General features: G+C 71.4%; 20 protein-coding genes. 7 read left to right on the plus strand and 13 right to left on the minus strand.

The genetic code is table 11. From position 1 onward, the window contains the following. Positions 1-13: 13 nt before the first annotated feature. From dnaG to HFP48_RS16500, 3 genes are read right to left on the minus strand one after another with little or no spacing between them, the layout of a single operon-like run. Positions 14-1936 carry a DNA primase gene (gene dnaG / locus HFP48_RS16490; protein WP_006947623.1) on the minus strand — a complete coding sequence of 641 codons (1923 nt, stop codon included), beginning with the start codon at positions 1934-1936 and terminating at the stop codon, positions 14-16. A 17-nt stretch (positions 1937-1953) separates the two neighbouring features. Further along, positions 1954-3225 carry a deoxyguanosinetriphosphate triphosphohydrolase gene (locus HFP48_RS16495; RefSeq protein WP_006947621.1) on the minus strand — a complete coding sequence of 424 codons (1272 nt, stop codon included), beginning with the start codon at positions 3223-3225 and terminating at the stop codon, positions 1954-1956. 11 nt (positions 3226-3236) lie between these two features. Beyond that, on the minus strand, positions 3237-3890 hold the full coding sequence (locus HFP48_RS16500; RefSeq protein ID WP_044476619.1) for a YdcF family protein: 654 nt from the start codon (positions 3888-3890) through the stop codon (positions 3237-3239). A 120-nt stretch (positions 3891-4010) separates the two neighbouring features. Here HFP48_RS16500 and HFP48_RS16505 point away from each other — a divergent pair, with 120 nt between their 5' ends. Next, the gene (locus HFP48_RS16505) at positions 4011-6029 is read left to right on the plus strand and encodes a TPM domain-containing protein (RefSeq protein ID WP_168579764.1); all 2019 of its coding nucleotides are present in this window, start codon (positions 4011-4013) and stop codon (positions 6027-6029) included. A 67-nt stretch (positions 6030-6096) separates the two neighbouring features. On the opposite strand, the gene HFP48_RS16510 is transcribed toward HFP48_RS16505, so the two are convergent. Then, a complete protein-coding gene (locus HFP48_RS16510; protein ID WP_006943913.1) occupies positions 6097-7488 on the minus strand; it encodes a glycine--tRNA ligase in 1392 nt (463 codons plus the stop codon). 246 nt (positions 7489-7734) lie between these two features. Between HFP48_RS16510 and HFP48_RS16515 the strand changes: the two genes are divergently transcribed. Next, positions 7735-8043: a metalloregulator ArsR/SmtB family transcription factor gene (locus tag HFP48_RS16515; RefSeq protein WP_239010599.1), complete on the plus strand. Its 309-nt coding sequence runs from the start codon at positions 7735-7737 to the stop codon at positions 8041-8043. 8 nt (positions 8044-8051) lie between these two features. After that, positions 8052-8480, plus strand: coding sequence for a Fur family transcriptional regulator (locus tag HFP48_RS16520; protein WP_006943911.1), 429 nt, complete (start codon positions 8052-8054; stop codon positions 8478-8480). Positions 8481-8490: 10 nt separating this feature from the next. Here the strand turns inward: HFP48_RS16520 and HFP48_RS16525 are convergent, their stop codons facing one another. Genes HFP48_RS16525 through recO form a run of 4 tightly spaced genes read right to left on the minus strand, consistent with a single transcriptional unit; the run spans position 8491 to position 11051 of the window. Continuing rightward, the gene (locus tag HFP48_RS16525) at positions 8491-9006 is read right to left on the minus strand and encodes a hypothetical protein (protein WP_006943910.1); all 516 of its coding nucleotides are present in this window, start codon (positions 9004-9006) and stop codon (positions 8491-8493) included. After that, positions 9003-9476: a hypothetical protein gene (locus HFP48_RS16530; protein ID WP_050035401.1), complete on the minus strand. Its 474-nt coding sequence runs from the start codon at positions 9474-9476 to the stop codon at positions 9003-9005. Before HFP48_RS16530 ends, HFP48_RS16525 begins: the two co-directional genes overlap by 4 nt. Further along, the gene (locus tag HFP48_RS16535) at positions 9473-10279 is read right to left on the minus strand and encodes an isoprenyl transferase (protein WP_037200968.1); all 807 of its coding nucleotides are present in this window, start codon (positions 10277-10279) and stop codon (positions 9473-9475) included. The genes HFP48_RS16530 and HFP48_RS16535 overlap by 4 nt, the downstream gene beginning before the upstream one ends. After that, positions 10236-11051: a DNA repair protein RecO gene (gene recO, locus HFP48_RS16540; RefSeq protein WP_080688608.1), complete on the minus strand. Its 816-nt coding sequence runs from the start codon at positions 11049-11051 to the stop codon at positions 10236-10238. Before recO ends, HFP48_RS16535 begins: the two co-directional genes overlap by 44 nt. A 286-nt stretch (positions 11052-11337) precedes the next feature. Between recO and HFP48_RS16545 the strand changes: the two genes are divergently transcribed. Together HFP48_RS16545 and HFP48_RS16550 are read left to right on the plus strand one after the other, a co-directional pair. Beyond that, complete coding sequence (locus HFP48_RS16545; RefSeq protein ID WP_168579766.1) at positions 11338-12852, plus strand: permease; 1515 nt, start codon at positions 11338-11340, stop codon at positions 12850-12852. A gap of 65 nt (positions 12853-12917) precedes the next feature. Next, positions 12918-13550, plus strand: a complete 633-nt coding sequence (locus HFP48_RS16550; RefSeq protein ID WP_006943899.1) for an isochorismatase family cysteine hydrolase — start codon at positions 12918-12920, stop codon at positions 13548-13550. 22 nt (positions 13551-13572) lie between these two features. Here the strand turns inward: HFP48_RS16550 and HFP48_RS16555 are convergent, their stop codons facing one another. After that, the gene (locus HFP48_RS16555; RefSeq protein ID WP_065922457.1) at positions 13573-14610 is read right to left on the minus strand and encodes an alpha/beta hydrolase; all 1038 of its coding nucleotides are present in this window, start codon (positions 14608-14610) and stop codon (positions 13573-13575) included. 196 nt (positions 14611-14806) lie between these two features. On the opposite strand from HFP48_RS16555, the gene HFP48_RS16560 reads away from it, so the two are divergent. Then, on the plus strand, positions 14807-16225 hold the full coding sequence (locus HFP48_RS16560; RefSeq protein ID WP_168579767.1) for an amidase: 1419 nt from the start codon (positions 14807-14809) through the stop codon (positions 16223-16225). A gap of 5 nt (positions 16226-16230) precedes the next feature. Beyond that, on the plus strand, positions 16231-16797 hold the full coding sequence (locus HFP48_RS16565) for a TetR/AcrR family transcriptional regulator (protein WP_037201765.1): 567 nt from the start codon (positions 16231-16233) through the stop codon (positions 16795-16797). A gap of 31 nt (positions 16798-16828) precedes the next feature. Here the strand turns inward: HFP48_RS16565 and HFP48_RS16570 are convergent, their stop codons facing one another. From HFP48_RS16570 to ybeY, 4 genes are all read right to left on the minus strand, one after another. After that, on the minus strand, positions 16829-17101 hold the full coding sequence (locus tag HFP48_RS16570; protein WP_139311030.1) for a hypothetical protein: 273 nt from the start codon (positions 17099-17101) through the stop codon (positions 16829-16831). Positions 17102-17212: 111 nt separating this feature from the next. Next, the gene (gene era / locus HFP48_RS16575) at positions 17213-18130 is read right to left on the minus strand and encodes a GTPase Era (protein WP_006943889.1); all 918 of its coding nucleotides are present in this window, start codon (positions 18128-18130) and stop codon (positions 17213-17215) included. A gap of 70 nt (positions 18131-18200) precedes the next feature. Further along, positions 18201-19511, minus strand: coding sequence for a hemolysin family protein (locus HFP48_RS16580; protein ID WP_029544339.1), 1311 nt, complete (start codon positions 19509-19511; stop codon positions 18201-18203). Positions 19512-19535: 24 nt separating this feature from the next. Beyond that, positions 19536-20078, minus strand: coding sequence for an rRNA maturation RNase YbeY (gene ybeY / locus HFP48_RS16585; RefSeq protein WP_006943887.1), 543 nt, complete (start codon positions 20076-20078; stop codon positions 19536-19538). Between the last annotated feature and the right edge of the window lie 46 nt (positions 20079-20124).

The raw sequence follows: 20124 nt of genomic DNA on the forward strand, positions 1-20124 counted from the left end.
GGGTGGCGTGAGTTCAGCCGGCCAGGCCGTCGCCGCTGGTGTCGCCGATGGCCTGGTCGAGCAGGCTGCGCCGGTACTGCTCGAGCGCGACGAGGTCCCCGAGCAACGAGTGGAACTCGTCGGATTCGGTGGCCGGGGAGATGCGCTGCAGTTTGGACTTGAGTTCGGCGACCTGCTCCCCCACCCAGACCTCCTGCAGCCGGGCGAGGACCCCGCCGATGTAGCGGGGCATCCGGTCCTCCTCCGCGGGCAGCGGGTCCACCGCGAGTTCCATGACCAGCGAGTGCACCATCGGGTCGGTGGCGGCGCGCCCGACGGCGTCCACCCATTCCGCGCCGCCGAGTCCCGCGCTCGTCCCGCCGACCGCGGCCACAGCCTCGCGCACCGCCGCGTAGGCCGGGTCGGTGAACGTCTCGGCGGGCAGCGAATCGAACACGGTGCCGGCGATGCCGGGGTACTGCAGCGCCGCCTTGAGGGCGTCGCGCTGCGGCCACAGCGCCGGATCGTTGGGGCGGGGCCGGCGCAGGACCGTGCCCGCCGCGGCCGTCTCCGCCCGCTGTTGCGGCGCGGCGGTGCGCGGCTTCTCGTCGCCGCCGCGGGCGACGCGCCGGGACTCGTCCTGCACGCGCCGGCGCACGGCCGGAATGTCGTCCCAGCCCACCCAGTGCGACAGCTGCACCGCGTAGCTGTCGCGCAGCGTGCGTTCCTTGATCCGGGCCACCACGGGAACCGTGCGGCGCAGCGCCTCCACCCGCCCCTCGGCGGTGTCGAGGTTGTGTTCGGTGAGGATCGACTTGACGACGAACTCGAACATCGGGGTGCGCCGGGCGACGAGGTCGCGCACCGCCCCATCGCCGGACTTCTGCCGCAGCTCGCACGGATCCATGCCCTGGGGCGCGATCGCGACGAACGTCTTGGCCGTGGTCTTCTGGTCGCCCTCGAACGCCTTCATCGCCGCGGCCCGGCCCGCTGCGTCGCCGTCGAAGGTGTAGATGATCTCACCGCGGAAGTAGCTGTCGTCCATGAGCAGGCGCCGCAGCATCGCCAGGTGCTCGTCGCCGAATGCGGTACCGCACGCGGCCACAGCGGTTTTCACGCCCGACAGGTGCATCGCCATGACGTCGGTGTAGCCCTCGACGATCACGGCCTGGTGCGCCTTGGCGATCTCCCGCTTGGCCAGGTCCAGGCCGAACAGCACCTGAGACTTCTTGTAGAGCAACGTTTCCGGGGTGTTGACGTACTTCGCCGTGAGCGTGTCGTCGTCGAACAGCCGACGGGCACCGAAACCGATGACGTCGCCGGCGAGATTGCGGATCGGCCACAGCAGCCGCCGGTGGAACCGGTCGATGGGTCCGCGGCGCCCCTGTTTGGACAGCCCGGCGGCCTCGAGCTCGGCGAACTCGAAGCCACGGGTGAGCAGGTGCTTGGTGAGGGCATCCCAGCCGTCGGGGGCGTAACCGCACCCGAACACCTCGGCCGCGGACTCGTCGAAGCTGCGCTCGGTCAGGTAGTCCCGCGCCGCCTGCGCGCCGGGCGTACGCAGCTGCTCGGCGTAGAACTCCTGCGCGGCCGCGTTGGCGGCGACGAGCCGGGCGCGGGTGCCCCGGTCGCGCTGCACCGACGGACCGCCGCCCTCGTAGTTGAGGGTGTAGCCGACCCGGTCGGCGAGCTGCTCGACGGCCTCGACGAAGCTGATGTGCTCGATCTTCTGCAGGAACGAGTACACGTCGCCGCCCTCGCCGCAGCCGAAGCAGTGGAAGTGACCGTGGTTGGGGCGGACGTGGAAGGACGGGGACTTCTCGTCGTGGAAGGGACACAGCCCCTTCATCGAGTCGGCGCCGCCGCGCCTGAGGGCGACGTACTCGCCGACGATGTCCTCGATCCGGACGCGGTCGCGGACGGCCGCGATGTCTCTGTCTGAAATACGCCCGGCCACGACGACGAGTCTAGGCGCTACCCCCAACTCGCCTGAGCGGCGAGGCTGTCGCGGTCGATCCGTTCGAGCCGGGCCTCGGTGCACGAGGCGATCTGGTCGACGATCACCCGCATGCGGGCGGCGTCGTCGACGGCGGCGTCCCACAGCGGCACGAAGAACGGGTCGAGGCCGACCGGCGCCGTGCGCATCAGCCATTCGGCGACGCGGTGGATCCGTTCACGTTGCCGTTCCTGACGCTGCCGGTGGGCGGCGTCGGACATCACGAACTGCAGGGCCATGGTCTTGAGCAGCGCCACCTCGGACGCGACGACGGGCGGAACGACGAGGTCGGCGTCGTAGCGGGTGACGGGCCGGTCGCCGGTGACGGCACGGGTGCCGATGATCGCTGCCGTCGCGAATCGGCCGACGAGCTCGCTCGTGAGGCGCTTGAGTGCCACCGAGCACGCGAGGCTGCCGTCGTAGGTGTCCACGGCCTGGACCACCGGCATCTGCGACAGTCGCTTCGCCGCCTCCACCAGCTCGTTCGGGTCCAGGCCGGAGAACTCGCGCATGCCGAGATCGACGAGCGTGTTCACCGACGCCGGGTCGGTGAGCACACGCAGGTCGATCCGTCCGTCGATGACGCCGTCCTCGACGTCGTGGACGGAGTAGGCGACGTCGTCGGACCAGTCCATGATCTGGGCCTCGAGGCACTTGCGCCGGTCGGGCGCGCCGTCGCGCACCCAGGCGAGGACCTCGGCGTCGTCGTCGTAGGCACCGAACTTCGCGCCGGGCGCCGGGCGGGTCCACGGGTACTTCAGCGTCGCGTCGAGTGTCGCGCGCGTGAGGTTCAGACCGGCGCTCGTGCCGTCGGGGTGGAGGATCTTCGGCTCGAGGCACGTGAGGATCCGCAGATTCTGCGCGTTGCCCTCGAACCCGCCGCAGCTCGCGGCCACCTCGTCGAGGGCGCGTTCCCCGTTGTGGCCGTACGGCGGGTGTCCGATGTCGTGCGCGAGGCCGGCGAGGTCCACCAGGTCGGGGTCGCAGCCGAGGCCCTCGGCGATGCTGCGGCCGATCTGGGCGACCTCGATCGAGTGGGTGAGCCGGGTGCGCGGAGTGTCACCGTCGCGGGGGCCGACCACCTGGGTCTTGTCGGCGAGCCGTCGCAGCGCAGCGCTGTGCTGGACGCGGGCACGGTCCCGCGCGAACGGCGTACGGCTCGCGGTCGCCGGCTCGGCACCGGCGAGCGCCGACACCTTCGGGACCTCGGCGACGCGCCGCTCGAGTTCGTGTTCGCTGTAGCCCGGCATCACGTCCTCCTTCACTGCGCGGCCGTGTAGGGGAAGTCCGCCGAGTCGTGGGTGAGCTGGTACCAGATCAGCGCGCCCGTCTCGCGGGCGATCCCGTGCAGCTGCGACTCCCGGGTGTACACGGCGGGGCCGGTGCGGGTCGGCGCGGTCCACGCGTCGAGACCGGCGTCGCGGGCCATGGTGCGAGTGCGCAGCGAATGCCACGGATCGCTCACCAGCACCGCGGAGTGCAGTCCCTGCCCGGCCATCTCCCGGCTGACCGCCTCGACGCTGAGCAACGTGTCCGACCCCTCTTCGACGGCGGTGATCGCCGACTCCGGCACTCCCTGCGCGATCAGGTAGTTCTTGCCGGACGCCGCCTCGGTGAACAGGTCGCCCTCCTGCTTGCCGCCGACGGTGACGATCCGCTCGGCCACCCCGTTCTCGTACAGGGTGAGGGCCTGGTCGAGCCGGGCCTGGAACACCGACGACGGGGTGCCGGAGTACTGGGCGGCGCCGAGGACCACGATGGCGTCGGCCCGGCTCCAGTCGTCGATGCGCGCCACCTGCCACACGCGGACCGCGGTTCCGGCGAGGACGGCGATCGCCGCGAGCAGCACCCCGAGCACCAGCCGGCGCGTCCAGCGCGCGACGCCCGCACCGAACCCGCGCGGGGGTTCGGGCAGGGACGGGGCCGGGCGTGGGCGGGCTGCGGTACTCACTCCCCGATTCTGCCAGTGTTCCGAGCGCGCCCACCCGGCGACGCGCCACGGGCGACAGCGCATGCGAGCCGATAGATTCGACGCATGTCACCGTATTCGGTCGCCGTCCGGCCGCTTCCGGCCCGCCCGCTCCGCCGCTCGCTGTCGATGTCGGTGCCGATCCTGCTCGCGGCCCTGGCCTGGCTGGTGCTGCCCGGTTCGGCGACGGCCGAGCCGCCCTTCCGGCTTCCCCAGCCGATCACCGACACCGCCGGAGTACTGGATCCGGCGGCGACGGCGCAGATCCAGCAGGCAGCAGACGCGCTCTACGCCGAGCACGGGGTGCAGTTGTGGGTGGCGTACGTGCCGACGTTCTCCGGACTGTCGTCCGACGACTGGACCGAGCGGACTGCGCAGGCCAGCAACTTCGGGACGGACACGGCCCTGCTCGCCGTGGCCACGCAGGACCGCGAGTACGCGCTGTGGACGCCGAACGCCCTGTCCGGGGTCACCGCGTCCGAACGGGACGCCATCAGCGCGGACCGGATCGTGCCGCAGTTGCGCAGCCAGGACTGGGCCGGGGCCGCGGTGGCGGCGGCCGAGGGTCTCGACGCGGCGTTGTCGGCGTCGGGTTCCGGCTCCGGCACCACGCTGCTCGTCGGCGGCGGAGTGATCGCGGCCGGGGCCGGGGGGGTGTACCTGTACTCCCGGCGCGCGAAGCGCAAGCGGGCCGAGGCGGGCGCCCAGGCGGCGGCGGCCACCGACCCGACCGACACCGACGCGCTGCGCGAGCTGCCGCTCGAGGGCCTCGAGCTGTACGCCCAGAAGATCCTGGTCGAGACGGATAACGCCGTTCGCTCGAGCGCCGAGGCGCTCGAGCTGGCGCGCGGAGAGTTCGGCGATGCCGCGGTCCAGCCGTTCGACCGCGCCTATCGACAGGCGCAGTCGGCTCTGGCGTCCGCGTTCGAGATCCGGCAGCGGCTCGACGACGCCATCCCCGAGACGCCCCAGCAGCAGCGCGACATGCTCGTGCAGTTGATCTCGTCGTGCGGCCAGGCCGACCGGGAACTCGACGCGCAGGTCGAGGCGTTCGACCGGATGCGCGACCTCCTGCTCGACGCACCCGCCCGCCTCGACGCGCTCACACAGCGCGCGATCGCGTTGCGCGCGCGGTTGCCCCAGGCCGAGGCGACGCTGACCGAACTGCGAACGGAGTTCCCGGCCGGCGCGCTCGCCCCGATCACGGACAACGTGACGCTGGCGCAGGACGAGATCGAGTTCGCCGAGAAGTCCGTCGATCAGGGCCGCACCGCGGTGGCACGTCCCGTCGGCGAGCAGGGCGACGCCGTGCGAGCCATCCGCGAAGCGGAGGGTGCTCTCGGGCACGCTGCCACGATGCTCGACGCAGTCGACCACGCCGCCGACGACATCCGGCGGGCGATCGCGACGTTGCCGGCCGCGATGGCCGACGCCGCACAGGGCATCGCCGACGCCGAACAGCTCGCCGCCGCGGGTGGTGCGGAACTCGCCGAGGCCCGCAAGGCCGCGCAGGCGGCCCTCGACCACGCCCGGGCGGACATGAACACCGACCCGCTGGGCAGTTTCACCCGGGTCGTGGAAGCGGACGCACGACTCGACGCGCTGCGCGATCGGACCCGTCAGGCGCAGGAGGAGGCGCAGCGCACCCGCCGGCGCCTCGAACAGGATCTGGGGGCGGCTCGATCGCAGGTCACCGCCGCGGCGGACTTCATCGGGACGCGGCGCGGTGTGATCGGCGCCGAGGCCCGCACCCGGCTGTCCGAGGCGCAGCGCCACCTGGACGCCGCGCAGCGGCTCGCCGCGCAGGAACCGGGGCAGGCGCTGCAGCACGCTCAGGCGGCCGCGACCCTCGCGGCGAACGCGCTGCGCGCAGCGCAGAACGACGTGCAGCGCTGGGAGCGTCAGCAGCGTCCGCCCCGCGGCGGCGCCTCCGGCGGCAATATCGCGGGTGCGGTGCTCGGCGGAATCCTCATCAACAGCATCCTGACCGGTGGCCGTGGGGGCGGCTTCGGGGGCGGCGGCTTCGGGGGCGGGGGCTTCGGCGGAGGCGGCGGCTTCGGGGGGTCGAGCGGGGGCCGGTTCTAGTCCCGGCCGCGCAGCGTGAGAGGGCCGGTCGCGCGAGGCGGCCGACCCTCTCACGGAGGCTCTGTGGTCAGGCGCCGATCAGCCGCTGGGCGAGGTAGCCCTCGACCTGGTCGAGGCCGACGCGCTCCTGCGCCATGGTGTCGCGCTCGCGGACGGTGACGGCCTGGTCCTCGAGGGTGTCGAAGTCGACCGTGATGCAGAACGGGGTGCCGATCTCGTCCTGGCGACGGTAGCGGCGGCCGATGGCGCCGGCGTCGTCGAACTCGATGTTCCAGTGCTGGCGCAGCTGCGCGGCGAGGTCCTTCGCCTTGGGGCTCAGGTCCGCGTTGCGCGAGAGCGGCAGCACCGCCGCCTTGACCGGGGCGAGCCGGCGGTCGAGGCGCAGCACGGTGCGCTTGTCGACACCACCCTTGGCGTTGGGCGCCTCGTCCTCGCTGTAGGCGTCGACGAGGAACGCCATGAGCGACCGCGTCAGGCCCGCTGCCGGCTCGATGACGTACGGGGTGTACCGCTCGTTGGTGGTCTGGTCGAAGAAGCTCAGGTCGGCGCCCGAGTGCTGCGCGTGCGTCGACAGGTCGAAGTCGGTGCGGTTGGCGACACCCTCGAGCTCACCCCACTCGCTGCCCTGGAAGTGGAAGCGGTACTCGATGTCGACGGTGCGCTTCGAGTAGTGCGACAGCTTGTCCTGCGGGTGCTCGTACAGGCGCAGGTTGTCCTTGTTGATGCCGAGCCCGGTGTACCAGTCCATCCGGTAGTCGATCCAGTACTGGTGCCACTGCTCGTCCTCGCCCGGCTTGACGAAGAACTCCATCTCCATCTGCTCGAACTCGCGGGTCCGGAAGATGAAGTTGCCCGGGGTGATCTCGTTGCGGAAGCTCTTGCCGATCTGGCCGATTCCGAACGGCGGCTTCTTGCGCGACGTGGTGAGCACGTTCGCGAAGTTCACGAAGATGCCCTGTGCGGTCTCGGGGCGCAGGTAGTGCAGCCCCTCCTCGCTCTCGATCGGGCCGAGGTAGGTCTTGAGCATCATGTTGAAGTCACGGGGCTCGGTCCACTGGCCCTTGGTGCCGCAGTCCGGGCAGGAGATCTCCGACATGGGAACCGAGTCGGGATCGTCGAGCTTGTTCTTCTCGGCGTACGCCTCCTGCAGGTGATCCTGGCGGTGGCGCTTGTGACAGCTCAGGCACTCGACGAGCGGATCGTTGAACACCCCGACATGGCCCGACGCCACCCACACCTGACGCGGCAGGATGACCGACGAGTCCAGACCGACGACGTCCTCGCGGCTGGTGACCATGTTGCGCCACCACTGCTTCTTGATGTTCTCCTTGAGCTCCACGCCGAGCGGCCCGTAGTCCCAGGCCGACCTCGTACCGCCGTAGATCTCACCGCAGGGGTAGACCAGGCCCCGGCGCTTGGCCAGGTTGGCGACGGTATCGATCTTGGATTTCGGTGCCACTCGGATTCACTCCATCTTCGATGCGGGGTTTCGCAGCGTGCGTCGACCCGTAAGCCTATCGCTCCGCGCGGGGCGGTCGAACTGCACGCCGGTTGACATGCACATTCATGCATATCAAAATGGAATCGGTTTGCAATAACGCGGCCGCCAGTCCACGAAGGAGATCCGTTGAGCGTTGCCGACACCGGCCACGGCGGCGACGCCGCGGCCCCGGACCGTCCGCACGACGACTGCCGCCCGGGATCGGTGACGCCGTCCCCCGTACCCGCCCCGTCGCGGGAAACCCTCGCCGCCGCCGGCGAGCTCCTGCGCGCGCTGGCCGCACCGGTGCGCATCGCCATCGTGCTGCAACTGCGCGAATCCGAACGCTGTGTACACGAACTGGTCGGCGCGCTCGGCGTCACCCAGCCGCTGATCAGCCAGCACCTGCGCATCCTCAAGGCCGCGGGCGTGGTCCGCGGCGAACGCGCCGGCCGCGAGGTGCTCTACCGTCTGGTCGACGACCATCTCGCCCACATCGTCGTCGACGCCGTCGCCCACGTCGAGGAAGGTTGACCGTAGTCGTGTCGCCCGCCCACAAACCCGTAGTCGGAGTCCGCTCCACCAAGCAGCGCAGCGCCATCTCCGCGCTGCTCGACGAGATCGAGGAGTTCCGCTCCGCCCAGGACCTGCACGACGAACTGCGCAAGCGCGGCGAGGGCATCGGCCTGACCACCGTCTACCGCACGCTGCAGTCCCTCGCCGAAGCCGGCACCGTCGACGTGCTGCGCACCGACAGCGGCGAGTCCGTCTACCGGCGCTGCTCGTCCGGTCACCATCACCACCTCGTGTGCCGGGCGTGCGGTTACACGGTGGAGGTGGACGGGCCGGCGGTCGAGCGCTGGTCGCACGAGGTGGCCGAGGACAACGGTTTCGTCGACGTGAGCCACACCGTCGAGATCTTCGGCACCTGCCGCGACTGCGCGGACGCCGCGCCGGCGACGTCGCGCTGACCGACGACGGTCAGCGGCACCCGCAGCCGTCGCAGCCGCACCCGCCCAGCAGGTCGACCACCTCGCCGGCAGTCTCGTCGCCCGGCTCGTCGAACACGCACGCCCGGCCGCCGAGCCGCGCCGCCAGTTCGGGCACATGCGGCACCAGCGCCGCGACCACCGCGACCGCGCGCGCCAGGTGCACCGGCACCAGCGGGCGCGCCGGGACGCGCTGCACCGCCGTCACCCGGTCCTGGTGCAACTCGAGCCGCGCGTCCGGCCATTGCGCCTGCAGGTCGACGAGGACCTCGGCCGCGCGGGTACGACCGGCGATCCGCTCCACCAGGTACGTCGTCAGCTCCACCACCCCGGCCCGCGAATCGACGACGGCGTAGGTGAGCACATCGTCGACCCAGATCGGCACGTCGCCGTCCGTGTCGGGTTCGATCTCCTCGGCGAGGACCGCCGAGAAGACACGCAGCACGGCGGCACGCAGCGCGTCGTCGTTCCCGGTGGCGATCGGGGAGTCCCAGTCGAGTTCGCTCACTCGGATCCGCCCGTGCCCGTGACGGCCGAGCGCGCGTCGCCGGCGCCGCCGAGCACGAGCAGCAGCATCGTGGTCAGGGGCGAGTCCCGAAGGCCGGTGGCGGGGAAGGAGTACCGCAGCACCACGTCCGCCTCGGCGTCCCGCTCGACGAGGTGTATCGACCCGAACTGCAGCGCGTCGGCCGCCCCGGCGACCCGCGTGCGCAACGCGTCGTCGAGCGGCAGGTCCCACGCGAGGACGCCGGTCAGCGACACCACGTCGAGACCCTCGGTGAGGGTCACCACCCGCACGGCGCACGGCACGCCCGCATAGTCGAATCCCAGCGCATCGTCGCCGTTCGTCCTGGGCTCGTGCATGGCGACGAACTCCGCCAGCGCGGCCGCGACCCGGTCGCGCAGGCCGAGGCCGCTCGGGTCCACCCCGCCGGGGGCCGGCCTCCGCTCCTCCGGTCCCGTTCCGGCGCCCGTCACTTCACGCCCCCGAAGCGGCGGTCGCGCGAGGCGTACTCCACGCAGGCGGCCCACAGGTCCCGACGGTCGAAGTCGGGAAACATCTTGTCCTGGAACACCATCTCGGCGTAGGCCGACTGCCAGAGCAGGAAGTTCGAGGTGCGTTGTTCCCCGGACGGCCGCAGGAACAGGTCCACGTCCGGCATGTCGGGCTCGTCGAGGTACCGCGCAACCGTGGCCTCGGTGACGCGTTCCGGGTCGAGCTCACCCGTGGCCACGCGACGCGCGATCTCCCTTGCGGCATCGGCGATCTCGGCGCGACCTCCGTAGTTCACGCACATGGTGAGGGTCATCACGTCGTTGTCGCGGGTCAGTTCCTCGGCGATCTCGAGTTCCTTGATGACGCTGCGCCACAGCTTCGGCCGGCGTCCGGCCCAGCGCACGCGTACCCCCATCTCGTGCATCTCGTCGCGGCGGCGGCGGATCACGTCCCGGTTGAAGCCCATGAGAAAGCGCACCTCGTCCGGGCTGCGCTTCCAGTTCTCGGTGGAGAACGCGTACGCCGAGAGCCACTTGACGCCCATCTCGATGCACCCGCACACGGTGTCCATCAGCACCGCCTCGCCGCGTTCGTGGCCGGCGGTGCGAGGCAGACCGCGTTCCTGGGCCCAGCGGCCGTTGCCGTCCATGACCAGGGCGACGTGCCGCGGGATCAGTTCGGGCTGCAGACCCGGCGGGCGGGCGCCGGACGGGTGCGGGTCGGGTGGCCGGATCTCGCGGTCACGCGATGCTTGCGGGGTGCGGCGTCGAATCACGCTCCCCATCCTGCCCGACCGTCTCCCCGCCCACAGCCACCGCATGGGGACGGCCGCGTTCGATCAGCGGCAGGGTCCGCAACTGCCGCTCCAGGTGCCACTGCAGGTGGGCGGCGATCAGGCCGCTGGCCTGCCCGCGGGTCGCCTCGGACACCGTGTCGGTGCCCTGCCAGCGACCGTGGAACAGCGCGTCCATCAGATCCAGCACACCCGCGCCGGGGGTCGCGGCGCCCGGCGGCCGGCACCGCACGCATACCGCTCCCCCGGCCGCGACGTGGAACGCGCGATGCGGGCCGGGCTCGTCGCAGCGAGCGCAGCGGCTGATCGCCGGCGCCCAGCCGGCGTAGGCCATGGCCCGCAGCAGGTAGGCGTCGAGGATCAGTTCCGGCGGCCGGACCTGGTCGGACAGGGCACGGAGCGCACCGACGGTGAGGCGGTGCAGCTGCGGGGCGGGGGCGCGCTCCTCACCGGCGAGCCGTTCGGCGGTCTCGAGCACGGCGCACGCGGTGGTGTAGCGGCCGTAGTCGTCGACGAGGTCGGCGCCGAACGCATCGACGGTCTGGACCTGGGTGATGATGTCGAGGCTGCGGCCCGGATGCAACTGCACGTCGATGTGCGCGAACGGCTCGAGCCGCGCCCCGAACTTCGAGCGGGTGCGCCGCACCCCTTTCGCGACGGCCCGCACGAGGCCGTGGCGACGGGTGAGCAGCGTGACGATGCGGTCGGCCTCGCCCAGCTTGTGCTGGCGCAGCACCACCGCGTGATCCCGGTACAACCTCACCCTGCGAGTCTGTCACGCCGGGCCGACACCGAGGCGGCGGCGCGGATTTTTCGCGTTGTTCACAGGCCCGGCCGACCCGAAACGCGGTCGTCACCCTCCCTGCAACCTGCACAGCAGAACCCCCTGCGGTTCGGTCATTTTCGCCCTTGCCGAACCGGGCCGGACCCAGCACCATCGGACGACATCCGGTGCGGCGACGCCCGTAGCGCGGGGCCCAGGCGGGCCTGCACCCCGCGGCGGCGCCGATCCCCCGGCCCGATGCCTCAGCCCGCTGGAGGAGCCACCCGTGACCACCGCCCATATCGTCTTCCTGCTCGGCCTCGTGTCCCTCCTCGTGGCCATGGCCCTGCGCAAGAACGTGATGATCCCGGCAGTGGTGGCGACGTTCGCCACCGCCCTCGCCTACGACGGCAACGTCGCGAACGCCGTGATGGCGGTGTTCCGGGCGACGCTCACCTCGGGCTCGGCGCTGTTCGAGATCTTCGTCGTCATCGCGGCGGTCACCTCGATGCTGGCCGCGATGCGGAGCATCGGCGCCGACGAGATGATGGTGCGGCCGATGAGCCGGTGGATGATCAACGGCCGCGTCGCCTACGTGGTGCTGTTCGTGTTCACCTATCTCCTGTCGCTGTTCTTCTGGCCGACGCCCGCCCTCGCGTTGATCGGGGCCGTGCTGCTGCCCGCCGCGATCAAGGCCGGGCTGCCACCCCTGGGTGCGGCGCTCGCCCTGGCGATCTCGGGTCAGGGGATGTCCATTGCCTCGGACTACGTGATCGGGCTGGCCCCGTCGATCTCCGCGAGCGGCGCCGGGGTGCCCGCCGACGACATCGCCGGTCGCGCGCTGGTGATCTCGCTGATCGTCGGCGTCGTCGCCGCGGTGCTGGCCTGGTTCCTCACCGTGCGCCGCCGGATGACGGGCGGCGCCGGCACGCCGGGGACGGGCGGAGGGAGCGGGCACCCCGGATCCGCGGCCGGCGGCGGCGCACGCAACCCCGTGTCGGCGAGCGCCGCGCCGGCGGAGCCCACGCCCGAGCGTGCGGTCGACGTTCTCGAGGACGAACTTCCCGGATACGACGAGGGCACCCGCATCACCGGCCGCCCGCGCCTGGCCCGCCGGTGGGCAGTCGGTGTGCCGGCGGCGTTCGCCGCGGTGCTCGTCTACATGCTGCTCGGCCGGTTCACCGACCTCGTGCCGTGGTCGGACGGCGCCGGCGCGTCCCTGGTGGGCGGGACGGCGATGATCCTGATGGCACTGGTGACGGTCACCGCCCGCAGGCAGGAGGCGCTCGAGTTCTGCGCGACGCACTTCGTCGACGGCCTGTCCTACGCCTTCAAGGCGATGGGCATCATCCTTCCCGTCGCGGGATTCGTGTACATGGGCATCCCCGACTACTCCGGTGCGATCCTGGGTCTCGAGGACGGTACCGGCCCGGCCTTCCTGTTCGACGCCGCCGAGGGCGTGCAGGGCTTCATCCCGGACAACGGACTCTTCGTCGCCCTGAGCATGCTCGTGATCGGAATGGCGATGGGCCTGGACGGGTCCGGCTGGGCGGGCCTGCCGCTCACCGGCGGCCTGGCCGCCGCCCTCGCCCCGCAGTCGGGCATCGACACCGCGACGCTCGCCGCCATCGCCCAGAACGGCGCCACCTGGACCGGCGGGGGCACCCTGGTCATCTGGTCGTCCCTCGTCGTGGTGGCCGGCTTCTGCAAGGTCTCCGTCACCGACATGGTCCGCCACCTCGCCGTTCCCGTCGTGACCGGCCTCGTCGTCGCGACCCTGGCCGCCGTGGTCATCTGGTGACCTCGGCCGACGTGAGCACACCCGTCCCCGACTTTCCTTCTATCCCCTACCCCGAGGACCCGACGATGGATTCGATTCCCTTCCGTTACGACCCACAGCGCTGCGCGCTTGTCGTGATCGACATGCAGAACGACTTCTGCTCCCCGGACGGCGCCTTGGCGCGCTGCGGTTTCGACGTGACGGCCGCGGTCGCCATGGCACCGCGCCTCGCCGGCCTCATCGCATCGGCGCGGGCCGCCGGCGTGCAGATCGTGTTCGTCCGCACCCTTCACGACGAGACCACGGACACGCCACAGTGGCTCGGACGGGTCGGCGACGGACCCGACGCGGCCCGCACCGGGCTCACCTGCCGGCCGGACACCGCGGGCGCCGAATTCTACGGCGTCGCACCGCAAGACGCGGATGCGGTGGTCGTCAAGCACCGGTTCAGCGCGTTCGTCGGCACCGACCTCGACGACGTCCTGCGCTCACGGAACATCGAATCGCTGCTGTTCACCGGGGTGGCCACCGAGGTGTGCGTCGAGTCGAGCCTGCGCAGCGCCCTGTTCCACGAGTACTGGGTGTCCCTGGTGGAGGACTGCGCCGCGACCTACAGCCCGGCCGCTCACGATGCGTCGGTGGCCGTAGTGGCCCAGAACTTCGGCACCGTGGTGACCGCCGAGAAACTCCGGGCACTGTGGAGCGCGGCCCCCGCCTAGCGGCGGCGGGCGCCGGGATCGCTCAGGTGGCGCTGCGCTCGTCGGCGCCCATCGCGCCGAGCACGGCCCGGCGGGTGGCCGGACCGCCGGTGATCCGGCTCTCGCTGACGCCGTTGATCAGCAGCCGGCCCCAGCGCTGCTCGTCGAACTCGGCGGGTGCGGTCGAGTCGAGGAACTCCTCGACCACCCGCACGAACCGGATGGGATCGTCCCGGAACGGGAAATGGCCGGCGCCGCGGAAGACGTCGAGCCGGGAATGAGGCATCGCCGAATGCGCCAGGTGCGCGTGATCCACCGGGATCACGCTGTCGTGCTCACCCCAGATCAGCTGCACGGGCAGGTCCTCGGTCAGGTAGCAGCGGTCGAGCATCGTCACCACCTGACCACGCCAGTCCACGACGGCCCGCAGCGTGCGCAGGAACGCCTCGCACGCGGTGGGATCGGGCAGTCCGCTCAGGACCCGGATCAGATCCGAGGTGTCGTGCAGCAGGACCCCGGGACGCAAGGGGGTGTCGTGCCACCGGCCCAGCAGGCCACCGGCAATGCGCATCGCGGGCATGGCGCCCGGTAGGCGCAGCAGCTTGAGCGCCTCGCTCAGCCCCGGCAGGGACAGCAGGCGCAACGCCGGGTGAACGTCCTTGGTGACGCCACCCGCGGCCACCAGGACGAGCCGGTCGACCAGCTGCGGGAACTGGTACGCGAACTGCATCGCGACGCCGCCGCCGAGGGAGTGCCCGACCACGGTGACGCGCTCGATGCCCAGGAGCGACAGCAGGTCACGCACACCGTTGGCGTACCCGGCGACCGAGTAGTCGCTGCGGGGCTTGTCGGAGCGGCCGTGGCCGAGCAGGTCCGGTGCGATGACCGTGTACCTGCGGGCCAGGTGCGGGATGACCTCCCGCCAGGTCGAGGAGTTGTCGCCGATCCCGTGGAGCAGCAGCAGCGCAGGTCCCTCGCCGGCAATCCGGAACGCGCGACGGTACCCGTGGATGGTGCGGAAGACCATCCGCGTCTCCGTGTCCGGTACGCGCCGGAGGTTGCGTGTGCGCGATGAACCCATGTGTATCTCCTGACAGCCGGTCCCTACGACACCCCGGGGAGGCTCCCGCGATATCCCCGGGGGCATACCCAACCGATCGTCGCGCCTCCCGCGAATGTGGCGAGCGCCACATTTCTGCGCATCCCGCCCTCGACGAGACGAACTGGAACGCGTTATTGTTCGTTCGAACGAACACCACGAAGGGGGACGCAGCCGTATGACCGCACCACGGGCAGACACCCGAGCGCCCGGCCTCGCCGCCGAGGCCGCCGCCCTCGCCGCCGGCGCCACCACGTCCGTCGCCGCGACGCGCGCGGCCCTGGAACGCATCGAGGCCGGCAATCGCGCGCTCAATGCCTTCCGTGGCATCCGCCGGGAGCGGGCGCTCGCCGAGGCCGAGGAGGCCGACCGGCGTCTCGCCGCCGGCGTCCGTCTCCCCCTGCTCGGTGTGCCGGTCGCGGTGAAGGACGACACCGACATCGCGCACGAGATCACCGCGTTCGGATGCGCCGGCGAGTTCGCCGTCCGCGAGGAGGACGCGGAGGTGGTGCGGCGGCTGCGGGCCGCCGGCGCCGTGATCGTCGGCAAGACGAACACCCCCGAACTGGGGCAGTGGCCGTTCACCGGCGGCAGCGCCTTCGGCCACACCCGCAACCCCTGGCACCGGGACCACACCCCCGGCGGTTCGTCGGGGGGCAGCGCCGCCGCGGTCTCGGCGGGCCTGGTGTCCGCGGCGCTCGGCTCCGACGGCGCCGGATCGGTCCGCATCCCGGCCGCCTGGACCAACCTCGTGGGAATCAAGCCGCAACGCGGCCGCATCTCGATGTGGCCCGACCCCGAGGCCTTCCACGGCCTCACCACCCACGGCACCCTGGCACGCACGGTCGCCGACGCCGCACTGCTGCTCGACGCCGTCGCGGGCAACCACGTCGGCGACCTGCACGAAGCCGAAGCCGTCACGGTGTCCGACGCCGTGGGTCGCGATCCGGGCCGGCTGCGGATCGCGCTCTCGCTCGCGCGCCCCTACACCGCCACCCGCACCCGACTGCACGCCGAGATCCGCGCGCGCGTCGAAGCCCTCGCCGGCACGCTGCGTGCCCTCGGCCACGACGTGACCGTCGCCGACCCGGCCTACGGAAAGCTGCTGGGCCTGAACTTCCTGCCCCGGTCGATGGCCGGCATCGACGAGTGGGTGCGGCGGCTGCCCGACCCGGCCCTCGCCGACCCGCGCACCCGCGCGAACGCCCGCACCGGCCGGTTGCTGCGCGGCCGTCCGCTGCGCGCCGCTCGCGCCGCCGAACCACGCATCTGCCGGCGCATCGGCACGATCTTCGACCGCTTCGACGTCATCCTCGCCCCCACCACCGCCACCCCACCCCCGGTGGTGGAGGCGATGGACGGCCTCGGGGGCTGGGCCACCGACAAGGTGATCACGGCCGCCTGCCCCTACACCTGGCCGTGGAACGTCCTGGGCTGGCCGAGCGTGAACATCCCGGCGGGCTTCACCGGATCGGGCCTGCCGGTCGGCGCCCAGCTCATGGGACACGAGAACGCGGAGCCCCTGCTGATCTCCCTCGCCGCCCAGCTCGAGTCGGAACTGCGCTGGGATCGTCACACGCCGCAGCGGTGGTGGTGACCTCGATGGGCACGGACGTCCGCGGCGCGATCGTGGCCGCGACCCTGCATCTGATCGGCACGGACGGCATCGCCGCGATCACCAACCGCCGCATCGCCGCCCGGGCGGGAGTCTCCCTCGGCTCGATCACCTACCACTTCCCCACCCAGTCCGACCTGCTGCGGTCGGCGCTGACGACGTTCGTCGCAGACGAGACCACGCGGTTGCGCGATCTGGCGGAGGACTACCGTGGTCGCGGACTGAGCCTGGCCGACGCCGCGGCACTCACCGGACAGGTCGCCGAGGACCTGTCGTTCTCGGCGGAGCGGATCGCGCCGTTCGAGCTCTACGTCCAGGCCGGCCGGGATCCACAGTTGCGGGAGGCGGCGGCCCGATGCTGGGCCGCCTACGACGCGCTGACCGTGACCATCCTCACCGAACTCGGTGTCCCCCGACCGGAGTCGGTCGCCCCGACCCTGGTCGCGACCATCACCGGACTCCAGCTGCGCCGCCTGGCCACCGGCGCCGCGCCCGACCTCTCGGCGGCGGTGCTGCAGCTGGTGCGCAGCACGGTGCCCGCCGCGGCGGACTGACCGCGGGCCGCACACGGGCCGCCGACACGGGTCAGGCCAGGGTCGCCACCACGAAGACCGCATACGCGACGAGCGCACTCCACGCGACGGCGTCGACGGCCCGGCGCGGGGCGCGCGTCGCGAACAGGGCCGACGCCGCGGCCAGCAGCATCCAGCACGCCGGATGGGCGTAGCGGATCGCGGCCGACTGCACGCCGGTCGTCTCGTCGGCTCGCGCGGGCACGACGAAGAGCCACAGCACGGCGAACGCCGACGAGGCGAGCGCAAGGAGGAGACCGAACGCGACGCGGTGACGCACGATCATGCCTCGCAGACCGCCTCCCGGGCGGACCCGACCGGTCGGCGCGAGCGATGCGGGAGAGGGCACTGCGCATCCCTTCCTGTCGGGGCCCTCCGACGACACCGCACGCGACGGTCAGAAGCCGAGGCGGCCGAGTTGCTTCGGATCGCGCTGCCAGTCCTTGGCGACCTTCACGTGCAGATCGAGGTAGATCTTCACCCCGAGCAGCTTCTCGATCTGGGAGCGGGCAGCGGTGCCCACCTCACGCAGGCGGGCGCCGCCCTTGCCGATCACGATGCCCTTCTGGCTCGGCCGCTCCACGTACAGCAGCGCATGCACGTCGAGCAGCTCGCCCTGCTTCTCGGTGCGACCCTCCCGCTCGGTGATCTCCTCGATCACCACCGCGAGCGAGTGGGGCAGCTCGTCGCCGAGTCCCTCGAGTGCGGCCTCCCGGATCAGCTCGGCCATGAGCGTCTCCTCGGGCTCGTCGGTCAGTTCGCCGTCGGGATAGAACGCCGGCCCGGGTTCCATGTGCGAGGCGAGGACGTCGATGAGGACCTCGAGCTGCTCGCCCGAGGTGGCGGACACGGGCACGACGTCCACGTCCGGTCCGAGCAGCTCGGAGACGGCGAGCAGCTGCGGCGCGATCCGCTCCTTGCTCACCTTGTCGATCTTCGTGACGATGCCGATCAGCTTCGTGCGCGGGGCGACCTGCCGCACCTGTTCGACGATCCAGCGGTCGCCGGGGCCGATCTTCTCGTCGGCCGGGATGCACACGCAGACCGCGTCGACCTCCGAATAGGTGTCGCGCACCAAGTCGTTGAGCCGCTGCCCGAGCAGCGTCCGCGGCCGATGCAGGCCGGGGGTGTCCACGAGGATGATCTGTGCGTGTTCACGGTGCACGATGCCCCGGATGGTGTGCCGGGTGGTCTGCGGACGCGACGAGGTGATCGCAATCTTGCTGCCCACGAGCGCATTCGTCAGCGTCGACTTCCCGGTGTTGGGCCGTCCGACGAAACACACGAAGCCGGAACGGAAGTCGGGGTCGGTCATACGAGCTCCTCGTCTGCGGTGCCGGCGGTGCGGATCGGCACGGTGGGTGTCGTGGCGTCGACGGCCGCGGTCACCCGTCGACCGATTCCTCGGCGGCGGTCTCGGCCGTCTCCGTCGCGGGGACCCGTTGCACGTACACGGTGTTGATGCGGACCCGGCCCCGGGCGTCGCGGCCGCCCTCGCCGCGCAGCCGCAGACCGTGGGTCTCCACTTCGGAACCCGGCAACGGTACCCGGCCGAGCACGAACCCGAGCAAACCGCCAACTGTGTCGACCTCGATGTCGTCGAGCGCAACGTCGAACAGGTCACCGAGGTCCTCGACGGGCAACCGCGCGGAGACCCGGAAGGTGTCATCGCCGAGATCCTCGACGGGCGCGATCTCTCCGGTGTCGTACTCGTCGGCGATCTCGCCGACGATCTCCTCGATGATGTCCTCGATGGTGACCAGCCCGGCGATGCCGCCGTACTCGTCGACGAGCAGCGCCATGTGGTTGCGGTCGCGCTGCATGTCGGCCAGCAGATCGTCGAGGCGCTTGGAATCCGGCACGAACACCGCCGGGCGCATCACCTCGGCGACGGTCACGCTCCGGCCGCCGTCGCGCGAATAGTAGGTCTGCTGCACCAGGTCCTTGAGATACACGACGCCGCGGATGTCGTCGACGTTCTCGCCGATCACCGGGATGCGGGAGTGCCCGCTGCGCACCGCGAGCGACGTCGCCTGGCCGGCGGTCTTGTCCACCTCGATCCACACCATCTCGGGGCGCGGCACCATCACCTCGCGTGCGGTGGTGTCACCGAAGTCGAACACCGACTGGATCATTCGCCGTTCCTCGGCGGCGACGACGCCGCGCTCCTGCGCCATGTCCACCAGCTCGCGCAGTTCGATCTCGTTGGCAAACGGCCCGTTCCGGAATCCCCGGCCGGGGGTGATCGCGTTGCCGATCAGGATCAGCAGCCGGCTCAGCGGGCCGAGCAGGACACCGATCACGCGCAACGGCACGGTCCCGGCCAGGGCGATGGGGTACGCGTGCTGGCGACCGAGGGTTCGGGGGCCCACGCCGATCACCATGTAGTCCACGAGCACCATGATCACGGCGCTGGCGACCAGCGCCCCGGTGTGGCCCATCCAGTCGAGCAGCGCCGCCACCAGCACCACCGTCGCGGTGATCTCGCACAGGATGCGCAGCAGCACCATGAGATTGACGTACCGCGGCCGGTCCTCGAGGATCACCAGCAGCTTCTGCGCGCTGGGCCGCTCGCCCTTGGCGAGTTCCTCCACGCGGGCCGGGGAGACGGTGTTCAGCGCCGAGTCGACCGCCGCGAACAGCCCGCCGAGCGCCACCAGCACGACGGCGACGACGACGAGCGCGGGGGCGCTCACGCCAGTGCTCCGATCACGAGGCCGCTACCGCTCGGTCGGGTCGAAGAAGCCGGCCTTGCCGAGGAGCTGCTGATCGCGGGCCGCGAGCCTGGCCTCGTGCTCGGCGCGCCGCAGTTCCTCGTACCACTCCTCGAGGAGCTGGTTCTGCAGACCGAACATCTCCTTCTCCTCGTCGGGCTCGGCGTGGTCGTACCCGAGCAGGTGCAGCATCCCGTGGACCGTGAGCACGGCGAGTTCGTGCGCGAGCGAATGGCCGGCCTTCTCGGCCTGTTCCGCGGCGAAGGACGGGCACAGCACGATGTCGCCGAGCATCGAGGGGCCGGGCTCGGGGGCGTCGGGGCGGCCGCCGGGCTCGAGTTCGTCCATGGGGAAGGACATCACGTCGGTGGGGCCGGGCAGGTCCATCCAGCGCATGTGCAGATCGGCCATGGTGTCGGAGTCGACGAGCACCATCGACAGTTCCGCGGCCGGATGCACGTCCATCCGGGCGATGACGAACCGCGCGATGTCGATCAGGTCCTCCTCGGCGACGTCCATCCCCGATTCGTTCGAGATCTCGATGCTCATCTGTGGCATTCCTTCTGGGCAAATGCGGACACGGCGGGTACGAGAC

This window comes from Rhodococcus sp. DMU1 (genome assembly GCF_012272955.1).
Lineage (GTDB): Bacteria > Actinomycetota > Actinomycetes > Mycobacteriales > Mycobacteriaceae > Rhodococcus > Rhodococcus aetherivorans.